The 12,976-nt window shown below is 69.2% G+C and carries 9 protein-coding genes and 1 pseudogene; 6 read left to right on the forward strand and 4 right to left on the reverse strand.

What is annotated here, in order from left to right:
• Positions 1-38: 38 nt before the first annotated feature.
• The 3 genes from A5655_RS26715 to A5655_RS26725 all read left to right on the forward strand — a co-directional run bounded on the left by A5655_RS26715 (position 39) and on the right by A5655_RS26725 (position 5,263).
• Positions 39-575 carry a hypothetical protein gene (locus A5655_RS26715; RefSeq protein ID WP_067016071.1) on the forward strand — a complete coding sequence of 179 codons (537 nt, stop codon included), beginning with the start codon at positions 39-41 and terminating at the stop codon, positions 573-575.
• A gap of 13 nt (positions 576-588) precedes the next feature.
• The gene (locus A5655_RS26720; RefSeq protein ID WP_067016074.1) at positions 589-2,232 is read left to right on the forward strand and encodes an Hsp70 family protein; all 1,644 of its coding nucleotides are present in this window, start codon (positions 589-591) and stop codon (positions 2,230-2,232) included.
• A gap of 121 nt (positions 2,233-2,353) precedes the next feature.
• Entirely contained in the window at positions 2,354-5,263 is a 2,910-nt protein-coding gene (locus A5655_RS26725) for a heterodisulfide reductase-related iron-sulfur binding cluster (RefSeq protein WP_067016078.1), read from the forward strand.
• Between the two features lie 833 nt (positions 5,264-6,096).
• Here the strand turns inward: A5655_RS26725 and A5655_RS26730 are convergent.
• Positions 6,097-7,179, reverse strand: a complete 1,083-nt coding sequence (locus tag A5655_RS26730) for a PPE family protein (protein ID WP_067016081.1) — start codon at positions 7,177-7,179, stop codon at positions 6,097-6,099.
• A 194-nt stretch (positions 7,180-7,373) separates the two neighbouring features.
• Between A5655_RS26730 and A5655_RS26735 the strand changes: the two are divergent.
• Positions 7,374-8,662: pseudogene (locus A5655_RS26735) on the forward strand (pyridoxal phosphate-dependent aminotransferase).
• Positions 8,663-8,698: 36 nt separating this feature from the next.
• Positions 8,699-9,973 (forward strand): YibE/F family protein, encoded by a 1,275-nt coding sequence (locus A5655_RS26740; RefSeq protein ID WP_067016087.1) that lies wholly within the window; start codon positions 8,699-8,701, stop codon positions 9,971-9,973.
• On the opposite strand, the gene rfbA is transcribed toward A5655_RS26740, so the two are convergent.
• The 3 genes from rfbA to A5655_RS26755 are packed head-to-tail and all read right to left on the reverse strand — an operon-like array spanning position 9,921 to position 11,966.
• Positions 9,921-10,790: a glucose-1-phosphate thymidylyltransferase RfbA gene (gene rfbA, locus A5655_RS26745; protein WP_067016090.1), complete on the reverse strand. Its 870-nt coding sequence runs from the start codon at positions 10,788-10,790 to the stop codon at positions 9,921-9,923. The two genes, A5655_RS26740 and rfbA, sit on opposite strands and share 53 nt — an antisense overlap.
• A gap of 23 nt (positions 10,791-10,813) precedes the next feature.
• Positions 10,814-11,182, reverse strand: a complete 369-nt coding sequence (locus tag A5655_RS26750) for a nuclear transport factor 2 family protein (RefSeq protein WP_067016093.1) — start codon at positions 11,180-11,182, stop codon at positions 10,814-10,816.
• A 28-nt stretch (positions 11,183-11,210) separates the two neighbouring features.
• Positions 11,211-11,966: a maleylpyruvate isomerase family mycothiol-dependent enzyme gene (locus A5655_RS26755; RefSeq protein ID WP_067016096.1), complete on the reverse strand. Its 756-nt coding sequence runs from the start codon at positions 11,964-11,966 to the stop codon at positions 11,211-11,213.
• 101 nt (positions 11,967-12,067) lie between these two features.
• On the opposite strand from A5655_RS26755, the gene A5655_RS26760 reads away from it, so the two are divergent.
• On the forward strand, positions 12,068-12,976 hold a 909-nt coding region (locus A5655_RS26760; RefSeq protein ID WP_156765049.1), incomplete at its 3' end, for a PE family protein.

Genomic DNA, 12,976 nt, shown 5'->3' on the forward strand with positions numbered 1-12,976 from the left:
TGAGCTGGTCCGAAAGGGGTGTCGTTACCATCGACTCCGTGGCATCCAACGGCCCACCGGACGACTTCCACAACCAGCGGACGCAGTATGCGAATTACGGCGCCCTGGGTGGGTCCCCTGCGCCGGGTGAAGCTCCGGCGGAACCGCCGCCCGACCAGCCGGAGCAACCCGAGGCGCTCGATCCCTTCGAGCAGCAACCGGAGCCCACCCCGTGGTACCGGAAACCCGCCGGGATCATCGCCTGGATCGTCGCGGTTCTGATCCTGCTCGCGCTGATCGTCTACGGGCTCATGGAGCTGATCCAGGGCGGCGGCCACGGGACCAGCCCCAGCCCGAGCACCACGAGCAGCACCACCACGACGACGACCACCACGACGACGCCGACGACCACCGAATCGTCGGCGCCGCCGCCCACCAGCAGCGCCGCCGAGCCGCCGGCACAGCAGCCGACCCAGCAGCCCACGCGTCAGCCGACCCAGCAGCAGCCGACGCATCGACACCACATGCCGCAACTGCCGTCGGTGATCACCATTCCCGATGGGCCCGTGGTCACGTTGCCGCCGGGCATGTCGTAATGGGGTGCGCGTCATGAGCGAGGCGCTGGGGTTGTCGATCGGGGCGGCCAACCTGGTTGCGGTCCGTTCGGGCCGCGCCCCGGTGGTCCGCAGTTCGGTCCTGACTCTGTTCGAGAACCGGCCCACCGAAATCGGCCTTCCGGAGGAAAACCCGAACCTGACCGAATCCGGGCTGGTGCTGCGCGGTTTCGTCGAGCGGGTCGGGGACCGGGCCCCGCTGGTCGCGGCCGACGGGACGAAGTACCAAGGCGAGGTGCTGACGGTCGAGGCGATCGAGGCCATGGCCCGCACGGTTGGCTACGGCACACCGGTCACCGTCGCGGTGCCCGCTTACTGGTCGGAGGCTCAGACCACCGCGCTCCGCGATGAATTCTTCGCCCAGCCGGACCTGAACCGAGGCGGTGTGGCACCGGCCCTGATCTCCGACGCCACCGCGGCGCTGGCGACGCTGCGCGCCCACCCCGGATTCCCGGCCGGCGTCGTCGCGGTGTGCGATTTCGGCGCCAGCGGCACCAGCGTCACGTTGATCAATGCCGGGTCGACGCTGGCGCAGATCGGTCCGTCGGTGCGGTACACCGACTTCTCCGGCGACGCGATCGATCAGCTCATCCTCGACTACGTGCGGTCGGGCGGCTCCGACGCCACCAGCACCGACCTGGCCGGCACCGCGCGGATCGGCGCGCAGGCGCGCCAGCTCGCCGAATGCCGCCGCGCCAAGGAGCAGCTGTCGGGCGCCGCCGCGTCCGGTGGCGAGGTCCGGCTTTCCCGCGCGGAACTCGAGCAGCTCATCTCGCAACCGCTGGACGGTTTCGTCAGCACGGTGGAAGACACGTTGCAGCGCAACGGGATTCAACTATCAGGTCTGGCGGCCGTGGCGGCCGTCGGTGGGGGTGCGAGCATCCCGCTGATCGCCGCGCGCCTCTCGGAGCGCCTGCGGGTGCCGATCCACACCGCGCCACATCCCGCGCTCGCCGCCGCAGTCGGCGCCTCGGTGCTGGGCCAGCAGCAGGCCGCCGCCGGCCTGGCGACCGCCGCGAGTCCCGTCGTCGAAAACCCGACCGAACTGGTCGAGACGGCCAAGGTCGTCGACGGCGGTCCCGCCCTGGCGTGGTCGGCGGACGCCGACGACTCGGCCGAGCCGGTGCCGTACGTCGGCCCCGACATGACGGGCGAATACGGCCGGGAGCCAACGACATCCGGCGAGGCGGACAGCGGCCGACTGGCCGCCGCGACCGGGACGCTGCCCTGGTACAAGCGCACCGCGCTGGTGTTGAGCGTCGTCGGCGCGGCCGCGGCGGTGCTGGTCGCGGTGGTGCTGGCGCTGACCCTGGGCCACCCGAAAACCAACCCGACCAACAACACGCCGCCCACCGAACCCGCGCCACCGCAGACGTCGCAAACCGAGACGATCACGGAGCCGAACGGCACCACCACCGTGACGGTGCTCCCGCCCCCACCGGCCCCGCCGTCGTCGTCGACGACGCAGCCGCCGCCGAGCACCACGACCAGCAGCCCGCCGCCCACCACCACGACGGCGGCTCCGACCACCACGAGCGCCCAGCCGACGACGTCGCAGGCGACCACCACCGCGGCCCCGACGACCACCCGGCAACGGCCGCTGCCGCTGCCCCTGCCGCAACCGCCGTTCGGGCGTTAGCCGCAGGCCACGGCTACTGCCGATCCGCGACTTAGGGCAACCTATCTCGCGTCGAAAGCTACCCAGATGTCACTATGAGCAAGCCTCAGTAGGCACAAACTAGGAATTGGGGAGACCTTCTGTGACCACGCAAACGCTCATCAGACTGATCATCGGACTGGGCATGACCGTGGTGGTGGGCGCTTTCGCCGTGCGCCGAGTCTTGTGGCTGAACAAGCTGGTCATGTCCGGCCAGCCGGCCAGCGGGCGCGCCGACCATGTCGGTAACCGCATCTGGGCGGAACTCGCCGAGGTGTTCGGGCAGCGCAAGCTGCTGAAGTGGTCGCTGCCCGGCCTGGCGCACTTCTTCACGATGTGGGGCTTTTTCATCCTGCTGACGGTCTACATCGAGGCCTACGGCGTGCTGTTCCAGCCGAACTTCCACATTCCGATCATCGGCCGCTGGGACGCGCTGGGCGCCCTGCAGGACTTCTTCGCGCTGGCCGTGCTGACCGGCATCGTCACCTTCGCGATCATCCGGCTGCGCACCGAGCCGAAAGAGTACGGCCGCCAGTCCCGCTTCTACGGCTCACACACCGGCGGCGCGTGGCTGATCCTGTTCATGATCTTCAACGTCATCTGGACCTACGCCATCTTCCGCGGGGCGTCGGTGAACGCCCTCGGCGACGAATTCCCGTACGGCCGCGGCGCTTTCTTCAGCCACCTGATGGGATCGCTGCTGCAGCCGTTGGGGCACAACACCAACGAGATCGTCGAGACCGTCGCCCTGATGCTGCACATCGGCGTCATGCTGGCCTTCCTGCTGATCGTGTTGCACTCCAAGCACTTACACATCTTCCTGGCGCCCATCAACGTCATCTTCAAGCGCCTGCCCGACGGGCTCGGCCCGCTGCTGCCGATCGAGTCCGACGGCAAGCCGATCGACTTCGAAAACCCGCCCGACGACGCCCAATTCGGCCGCGGCAAGATCGAAGACTTCACCTGGAAGGGCATGCTCGACTTCGCCACCTGCACCGAGTGCGGGCGCTGCCAGTCGCAGTGTCCGGCCTGGAACACCGGAAAGCCGCTGTCGCCCAAGCTCGTCATCATGGACCTGCGCGACCACTGGATGGCCAAGGCGCCATACATCCTGGGCGACAAGGAGACTCCGCTCGAGAACACCCCGGAGGGCGGGGTCGCCGAGAACCTGAGCGGCGAGAAGCACGCTGAGGAGCATCACGTCCCCGAATCGGGCTTCGGCCGCGTGATGGGCTCCGGTCCGGAGCAGGCCACCCGCCCGCTGGTCGGCACCGCCGAGCAGGGCGGCGTCATCGACCCCGACGTGCTGTGGTCCTGCGTGACCTGCGGCGCGTGCGTCGAGCAGTGCCCGGTGGACATCGAGCACGTCGACCACATCGTCGACATGCGCCGCTACCAGGTGATGATGGAGTCGGAGTTCCCCTCCGAGCTGTCGGTGCTGTTCAAAAACCTTGAGACCAAGGCCAATCCGTGGGGCCAGAACGCCTCGGACCGGACCAATTGGATCGACGAGGTCGACTTCGACGTCCCGGTCTACGGCGAGGACGTCGACAGCTTCGACGGCTTCGAGTACCTGTTCTGGGTGGGCTGCGCCGGCGCCTACGACGACAAGGCGAAGAAGACCACCAAGGCCGTCGCCGAGCTGCTGGCCGTCGCCGGCGTGAAGTACCTGGTGCTGGGGACCGGCGAAACCTGCAACGGCGACTCCGCGCGCCGGTCGGGCAACGAGTTCCTGTTCCAGCAACTGGCCGCGCAAGCCGTCGAGACCCTGGACGGGCTGTTCGAGGGCGTGGAGACCGTCGACCGCAAGATCGTCGTCACATGCCCGCACTGCTTCAACACCCTGGGCAAGGAATACCGGCAGCTGGGCTCCAACTACACCGTCTTGCACCACACGCAGCTGCTCAACCGGCTGATCCGCGACAAAAAACTGGTGCCCGTTACCTCCGTCTCCCAAGAGATCACGTATCACGACCCGTGCTACCTGGGCCGGCACAACAAGGTGTACGAGGCGCCGCGCGAGCTGATCGGCGCCGCCGGGGCCACCCTCACCGAAATGCCGCGCCACGCCGAGCGCAGCTTCTGCTGCGGCGCGGGCGGTGCGCGCATGTGGATGGAAGAGCACATCGGCAAGCGGATCAACCACGAACGCGTCGACGAGGCCCTGGCGACAGGCGCCGCCACCATCGCCACCGGCTGCCCGTTCTGCCGCGTGATGGTCACCGACGGCGTCAACGACCGGCAGGAAGAAGCCGGCCGCAGCGGCGTCGAGGTGCTGGACGTGGCCCAGGTGCTGCTCGGGTCGATCGAGTACGACAAGGCGACGCTGCCCGAAAAGGGCACCGCCGCGAAGGAGGCCGAGAAGCGGGCCGCCTCGGCGCCCAAGGCCGCGGCCCCCGCCGCGCCCGCCGAGGCGCCGGCCAAGGTCGAGGAGCCTGCCAAGGCCGCCGAGCCGGAGCCGGCCAAGGCCAGCTCCCCGGCGCCCGCCGCGCCCGCCGCGCCCGCCAAGGGGTTGGGCATCGCCGGCGGCGCCAAGCGCCCCGGCGCCAAGAAGGCCGCGCCCGCGGCGAAGGCAACCGAGGCAGCGCCGGCCGAGCCGGCCGCGCCGGCCGAAGAGGCCAAGGCCCCCGCCGCTCCGGCGAAGGGGCTCGGCCTCGCGGCCGGCGCCAAGCGGCCCGGCGCCAAGAAGGCCGCACCCGCAGCGCCCGCGGCCAAGGCAACCGAAGCGCCCGCCGAGCCGGCCGCACCGGCCGAAGAGGCCAAGGCTCCAGCGGCTCCCGCCGCACCGGTGAAGGGGCTCGGCATCGCCGCCGGCGCCAAGCGACCGGGCGTCAAGAAGGCCGCTGCCCCAGCCAAGCCCGCCGAGGCCCCGGCCGAGCAACCGGAGGCCAAGGCCGAGCCGCAGCAAAAGCCGGAGCCGTCGGCGGAGCCCGACGGCGACGCGGCAAAGCCCGAAACCCCGGTAAAGGGCCTGGGCATCGCACGCGGCGCCCGGCCGCCGGGCAAGCGTTAATCGCAGATACCGCCGCCACTCGGCTCTTGTGACCTTTCGGTCACCCATCTCGACCTGGTCGGCCACCACGACAGCGCCGCTCGTGTCGCGCTGCGAGCGCCGTCGCAACGTGCGACACTGCGTCCACGCCGACAACGACGCGGTCAATAGGGGGTTACGAGAGGACGAACTGATGAAGCGGGCGATAATCGGCGTTTCGGCGGCAGCAGCGATGACACTGGCCCCCCTGTTCGTTCCAGCAGCAAAAGCAAGGGCTGACGATCCCTGCGCCGGCGTCACCGATCCCGCCGCCCACCAGACTTGCCTCAACGGATTCATGCCCCATGACCCCACGCGCCGACACCTTCTGGGCGATTGCGAGGGGGCCAGCCCCCTGGACGGACAGGTCGGCCAAGTCTGTGGCTAGCTTCTAGCGCCTTCTCTCAATAAAGAGGCGTGCCACGGCAGGGATTTTGCGCGATTCTGGAGTGGCGACAATACGGGGGCCATTTCGCGGGCGCGAAGGGACGAAGTGGTGAAGACGGCAATAATGGGCGCGGCAGCAGCCATAGCACTGGCATCCATGTGCATTCCACCACCACAAGCACGCGCCGACGATCCTTGTGCCGGCATCAACGATCCCGCTGCCCCCCAGGCTTGCGTCGACGCACCCCCGCCCGACGAGCCGCTCCAGCGATACCGAAACGATTGCCAGGCCAGCCCCCTGTACGGCCAGTTGGGGCAAATTTGTCGGGACCTCTGGGTGCCCAAATCTGTGCCGCCCGATCGAGGGCGGGCCAGCGAGTCGGCAATTCTCTAACGGGGGTTTGCTAGGGGCCGGCTGGGCGTTCGTCTCATCCGCCTGCCGGAGGTCGCCGCATGATGGTGCCGAAGATCGGCGGTCCATAGCCTTTCTCCGTCGGCTTATCCTGCTGGGCCTTACGCGCTCCCGGCGGCATCGGCGGGACGAACATCGGGACCAGCGGCGCGCCGTCGGCCGTCGTTGCGATCAATGGCGCCTCTGCGGCGGACAGCTGGACCGGGGACGTGACCGCGGACGGCGGGACCACGAGGTTGCTGACGTACATTCCGGTGCCCATAGAAGCGGCGACAGAAGACTCGGCGGGCGCATAGGCGGCGGCAGCGTAGGCGTTGGGAGCCCCTCCCACGGCCTCGGGACCGGTGAGGTTGTAGGCGATGGCCAGGTTGCGGGGGGTGGCGGCCAGGACGTCCGGGTACTGACCGGGGAAGAAATCGTGGCCGCTCATGATCAAGCCAAGCTCGGCCTGCGGGTTGAAAATACCGCTGCTGACCAGGCTTTCCAGATAGGCGTTCACGGTCTGAACGAACGGATTGTCGAGGATCCCCTGGGCGGGTGCTGCGGCCGCGGTGACGGCGGCCGTTTGAGCCGCGGCGGCGGTCGGAGTGGTCATCGGGGACGGGGAGTTAAACGTCGGCATCGCCATGGTCTGCAGGCTGGTGGCTTGGTAGCCCAGCATGGCGGTCGTGTTGTCCGCCCACATCTGCAGGTACTGAATCTCGGTGGCGGCGATGGCCGGGAAGTTGATGCCGAAGAAGTTCGTCGCGATCAGATCGGCCAACAGCGTGCGGTTGGCGGCGACCACGCTGGGGTGCACTACTGCAGTCTTGGTGGCGACGAACGAGCTGGCCATGGTGGTAGCCGCCATCGACATCTGAGCGGCCTGGGCAGCGGCGTTGTGTAGCCAGGCGATGTAGGGAAGGGAAGACAGGGTCATCGCCGTCGCTGATGGACCCTGCCAGGGAATGCTCGCCACGGTGGAGGCGTAGTCAGCGGCGGTCTGTCCCAGCTCGGTCACCAGCTGGCGCCAGGCGTTGGCAGCGGTGAGCAACGATCCGGGCCCCGGCCCTGAATGAATCAGTGCTGATGTGATCTCGGGGGGAGCCCAGAAATCCACGACTACCCTGTCAAAGCTCCGAGTCGAATCTCGACGCCCCGCATTCGGGCCTCCCTTTCGGTCACGTTCCTAAACGGCGAAGTGCCCGATTCGTCGAAACGAGCGTATCGCTTGTTTACTCGCGCCGGGAATAGCGAAAATTTCGCCCGCCGGGCGGGCGTTGATCACAGATTGAGGTCCGTCAGCAAATTTCAGTGGACAGCGATGGCACCATAGGGAGGTGAGTACTCACCAGCTGCCCGTGCACGCCGTCGGCCATCATCGGCAGCGGTCCTTCGCGCAGTCGTCCAAACTGCAGGACGTCCTGTACGAGATCCGCGGCCCGGTGCACCAGCACGCCGCGCGGCTGGAGGCCGAGGGACACCGCATCCTCAAGCTCAACATCGGCAACCCGGCCCCGTTCGGCTTCGAGGCGCCCGACGTGATCATGCGCGACATGATCCAGGCCCTGCCCTACGCCCAGGGCTACTCCGACTCGCAGGGCATCCTGCCCGCCCGGCGCGCGGTGGTCACCCGCTACGAACTGGTCGAGGGCTTCCCGCGGTTCGACGTCGACGACGTCTACCTGGGAAACGGAGTATCCGAGCTCATCACGATGACCCTGCAGGCCCTGCTCGACAACGGCGACCAGGTGCTGATCCCGGCGCCTGACTACCCGCTGTGGACGGCGTCGACCTCGCTGGCCGGCGGCACACCCGTGCACTACCTGTGCGACGAGACCCAGAACTGGCAGCCCGACATCGCCGACCTGGAATCCAAGATCACCGAGCGCACCAAGGCGCTGGTGGTGATCAACCCGAACAACCCCACCGGCGCCGTCTACAGCCGCGAGATCCTCACCCAGATGGTCGACCTGGCGCGCAGGCATCAACTGCTGCTGCTGGCCGACGAGATCTACGACAAGATCCTGTATGACGACGCCAAGCACATCAGCCTCGCCACGCTGGCGCCCGACATGTTGTGCCTGACCTTCAATGGCCTATCGAAGGCCTACCGGGTCGCCGGCTACCGGGCCGGCTGGCTGGCGATCACCGGGCCCAAGGAGCACGCCAGCAGCTTCATCGAGGGCATCAACCTGCTGGCCAACATGCGGCTGTGCCCCAACGTCCCGGCGCAGCACGCGATCCAGGTCGCCCTCGGTGGCCACCAGAGCATCGAAGACCTGGTGCTGCCCGGCGGTCGGCTCCTCGAGCAACGCGACGTCGCCTGGGCCAAGCTCAACGAGATTCCCGGGGTGTCCTGCGTCAAACCCGAGGGCGCCCTGTATGCGTTTCCCCGGCTGGATCCCGAGGTCTATGACATCGAGGACGACGAGCAGCTCGTCCTCGAGCTGCTGTTGTCCGAGAAGATCCTGGTCACCCAGGGCACCGGGTTCAATTGGCCGGCGCCCGATCACCTGCGCATCGTGACCCTGCCGTGGTCGCGCGATCTGGCCGCCGCGATCGAGCGGCTGGGCAACTTCCTGGCCGGCTACCGGCAATAGGCGGGTGCCGACCCGGCGCCCTCTACCCTCGACCGGGTGACGCACTCGCATTCGCACAGCTTGTCCGGGGGCCCCTCCGGGCTGGATCCGCTGCCCGCCAAGATTGTGATCGGGCTGCTGGTCGCCATCGGTGTGGCGGTGATCGCCGGCGCGGCGTTGCTCTGGCCGAGCCGCCAGCACGTCGACATCCCGATGCCGTTCCAGAACGCGGCCGGCGGCGCCGTGAGCACGCAGAAGGGCCACGTGCTGTCCAGCGCGCTGGGCGACTGCGGCAGCCCGTCGGCGGGTCAGGTGATCACCACCGCGCCGCAATCGGCGGCCCCCGGCGCCGGGCGATGCATACAAACGCTGGTCGCCATCGACTCCGGGCCGAACGCCGGCGCCAAGACGCTGCTGGAGTCGTCTCCCGGTCCGGGCCAGCCTCATTTCGGGGCCGGCGACCGCGTCCGGCTGGTCCGGCAGGTCGACGAGCAGGGCACGACCAGCTACGCCTTCTACGACTTCGAACGTGGCTGGCCGCTGGTCGCGCTCGCGGTCGCGTTCGCCGTAGTGGTCGTCGCCGTGGCCCGCTGGCGCGGGCTGCTCGCGCTGGTCGGCATCGTGGTCGCGTTCCTGGTGCTGCTGGTGTTCCTGCTGCCGGCGCTGCGCGAGGGCGCCCCCGCCGTCCCCGTCGCGCTGGTGGCCTCCGCGGCCATCCTCTACGCGGTGATCTACCTGGCCCACGGGGTGAGCCTGCGGACCAGCGCCGCCCTGCTGGGCACCCTGTCGTCGCTGCTGCTGGCCGCCGGATTGTCTTGGGCCGCAGTCGATTTGGCCCACCTCACCGGCTTGTCCGACGACCAGAACGGCCAGGTCTCGGCGTATCTGGGCAACGTGTCGATCAGCGGGCTGCTGCTCGCCGGGTTCATCATCGGGTCGCTGGGTGTGCTCAACGACGTGACCGTGACCCAGGCCTCGACGGTGTTCGAGCTCGCCCACCTCGGCGGCTCCCGGCGGGCCATCTTTGTGGGCGCCATCCGGGTGGGCCGCGATCACATCGCCAGCACGGTCTACACGCTGGTGCTGGCCTACGCCGGCACGTCGCTCCCGTTGCTGCTGCTGTTCAGCGTGTCCAATCGCTCGCTCGGCGACGTGCTGATCAGCGAGAGCGTGGCCATCGAACTCGCCCGCTCCGCGGTCGGCGGCATCGCGCTGGCGCTGTCGGTGCCGTTGACGACGGCGATCGCCGCCGTGCTGGCGAAACCCGAAGCCGCCCTTGTCACCGCCGCTGTTCCAGCAGCCCCAACAGGTAGTCGCCATAACCGGACTTGACCAGGGTGCGGGCCCGCTTGGTCAACTCCTCGTCGCTGATCCATCCCTGCAGCCACGCGATTTCCTCGGGGACGCTGACCTTCAGCCCCTGCCGCCGTTCCAGCGTGCGGACGTAGTCGCTGGCGTCCAGCAGTGAGTCGAAGGTGCCGGTGTCCAGCCACGCCGTCCCGCGGGCCATCACCTCGACCGCCAGCCGGCCGCGGTTGAGGTAGATCTGGTTGACCTCGGTGATCTCATACTCGCCGCGCGCCGATTTCTTCAGGTTCTTGGCGATCTCGATCACGTCGTTGTCGTAGAAGTACAGGCCCGGCACCGCGTATTGGGACTTCGGGGTGGCCGGCTTCTCCTCCAACGACAGCGCCATGCCGTCGTCGCCGAACTCGACGACACCGTAGGCCGACGGGTTGGCCACCCAATAGGCGAAAATCGCTCCGCCGCTTATGTTTTGGAAGCGGCTCAGGCTGGTGCCCAGTCCCGGGCCGTAGAAGATGTTGTCCCCCAACACCAAAGCGGCCGAGTCGTTGCCGAGGTGGTCGGCGCCGAGCACGAAAGCCTGGGCCAGACCCTCGGGTTCGTGCTGCTGGACATAAGTGAGGTTGATGCCGAATTGCGAGCCGTCACCGAGCAACCGCTCGAAGCCGGCCGCGTCGTGCGGGGTGGTGATCACCAGGATGTCGCGGATGCCGGCCATCATCAGCGTGGACAGCGGGTAGTACACCATCGGCTTGTCGTACACCGGCAACAACTGCTTGCTGATGCCGATCGTGATCGGATGCAGACGGGTGCCCGACCCGCCGGCCAGGATGATCCCACGCATAAGTGCCTCTCTGTTCGGCCCCCCTAATTTACGAGATCGGCCTCGGTGAGTTCCGTCGCCGCCAACGCCGCCGCCAAGTCCTCGTGCCGGAAAATCGAGGTGACGTGATCGTGGACCACCCGGAAGGCCGCCGCCGCGTTTCTGACGGCGCCCTCCGGGGTGGTGACCTTCTGCTCGACGACCACCACGCCGTCGTGCACATACATCCGGCCGGGCTCGGCCGTGCCTTTGCGGGAAAACGCCCACTGACGCAACGCCTCGTGGCCTTGCCCGGCCCCGTGGGCGTCGCCGATTTCGATGTCATCGCTGGACAAGGCCACCAAGGTGTCCAGGTCCGAGGCGTTGAGGGCGTCGTGCCACGCCAGAACGGTGGCGATCTCCGATGTGCTCATGGTCAGCAAGCTACCGTGTCCGCCTGAGTTATAAAGGGGTACGGTCCAGCCAGCCCTGCCACACCGAGTCGTCCCCGAACAGCTCGATACCGGTGTCGGCCAGCGCGACCCGGCGCACAATCGCCAGCAACAGTTCCGTCGCCCCACCGCGCAGCGCCGCGCTGCCCTTGCCGTGCTCGTGCGACCAGGTGATGGCGCCCCCGTCGACGCCGATCGTCCATTCGCCGGCGTCGCCCAGCCCGGGGTCGGTGGCGTGCAGGTGCAGGGTGGCGCCGGCCTCGAGCGGCAGCGGCGACCCGTCGCTTCCCGACTGAATCGCCACGCGCTCAAGCCATTCCGTTATCGCGTCGGCCGCAACGTGGGCGTCGAGGGTGAATTCGCTGCCGGTCGCGATGGCGGCGTCGGCGCGGTGTACCGCCGTCTCGTGCAGCCGGCGCCGGACCCACCAGTTCGCCGGGCGCGTCCCGAGGAACGTCCACACCGGCGTTTCCACGCCCGCCAGCTCGACGGCGTCGACCAGCCGCTGCGCGCCGCCGTGCAGCCAGGAGATCGCGTCGGCCGGATCCGGTGGCGGCTTTCCGCCCTCGACGGCGCGGGGATCCAGGTATTCCTGCAGCCGGTCGCGCACGATCTGCGCCGCCCATCGGTCGCCGCGCCCGACATGGCGCAACAGCTGGGTGACGTTCCAGCCCGGGCACGTCGGCACCGGCGTGGACTCGTCGACATCACGGAAAAGCTCCGCGAAGGCCCGGTTTTCGTTGAGGAACTCGGCGGCATAGTCCACGCGGTCAGGCTACTCGCCGGCACCGGGCCGGTTGATCCAGTGCGGCAGGCCGCCGATGGCGATAACGTCCGTCGTGGCATCGACTGAGGGAAGGCGGGGGCATGTCGTTTGTGATCGCGGTACCGGAGGCGCTGGGGGCGGCGGCTTCCGATCTGGCTCGTATCGGTGCGACCGTCAGCACGGCCAACGCGGCCGCGGCGGCCTCGACGACGCGGGTGGTGGCGGCGGGCGCCGACGAGGTATCGGCGGCGATCGCGGCGCTGTTTTCCGGCCAGGCACAGGACTTTCACGCGCTGACCGCCGAGGCGGCGGCGTTTCACGACCAGTTCGTCCAGGCGCTCGGCGGGGGCGCGGCCTCGTACGTCGGCGCCGAGGCCGCCAACGTCCAGCAGACCCTGATGAACGCCATCAACGCGCCCACCGAGGCGCTGTTCGGGCGCCCGCTGGTCGGCAACGGCGCCAACGGGGCCCCGGGAACCGGGCAGAACGGCGGCGACGCCGGGATCCTGCTCGGCAACGGCGGGGCCGGCGGGTCCGGAGGGGCCAGCCACCCCAACGGCGGCAACGGCGGGGCCGCCGGGCTGCTCGGCGCGGCCGGCGCGGGCGGCGCGGGCTGGTCGGGTGCCGTCGGCGGCAACGGCGGAAACGGCGGGGCCGGCGCGCTGTTCGGCGCCGGCGGCGCCGGCGGGGCCGGCGGGTTCTCGACCGGTTTCGGTGTCCCCGGCGGGAACGGCGGGGCCGGCGGGACGGGCGGGATCTTCGGCGCCGGCGGCGCCGGCGGCGCGGGCGGGCTCTCGGCCAGCGGCGTCGGCGGAAACGGCGGCGCCGGCGGGAACGGCGGAATGTTCAGCGTCGCCAGCAATGGCGGGATCGGCGGGCCCACCCAGCCCACCGGCGGCGCGGGAGGGGCCGGCGGCACAGCCGGCAACACCTTCCTGTTCGGCGCCGGCGGCCCCGCCGTTGCCGCCGTTGCCGCCGACGGCACCCGACCAGCCCGCGCCGCCCGCGCC

This window comes from Mycobacterium sp. 1081908.1 (genome assembly GCF_001673535.1).
Lineage (GTDB): Bacteria > Actinomycetota > Actinomycetes > Mycobacteriales > Mycobacteriaceae > Mycobacterium.

Coding starts and splice junctions, on each gene's coding strand:
- A5655_RS26720 (WP_067016074.1), top strand. CDS start 589: ATGAGCGAGGCGCTGGGGTTGTCGATCGGGGCGGCCAACCTGGTTGCG.
- rfbA (WP_067016090.1), bottom strand. CDS start 10,790: ATGCGTGGGATCATCCTGGCCGGCGGGTCGGGCACCCGTCTGCATCCG.
- A5655_RS26750 (WP_067016093.1), bottom strand. CDS start 11,182: ATGAGCACATCGGAGATCGCCACCGTTCTGGCGTGGCACGACGCCCTC.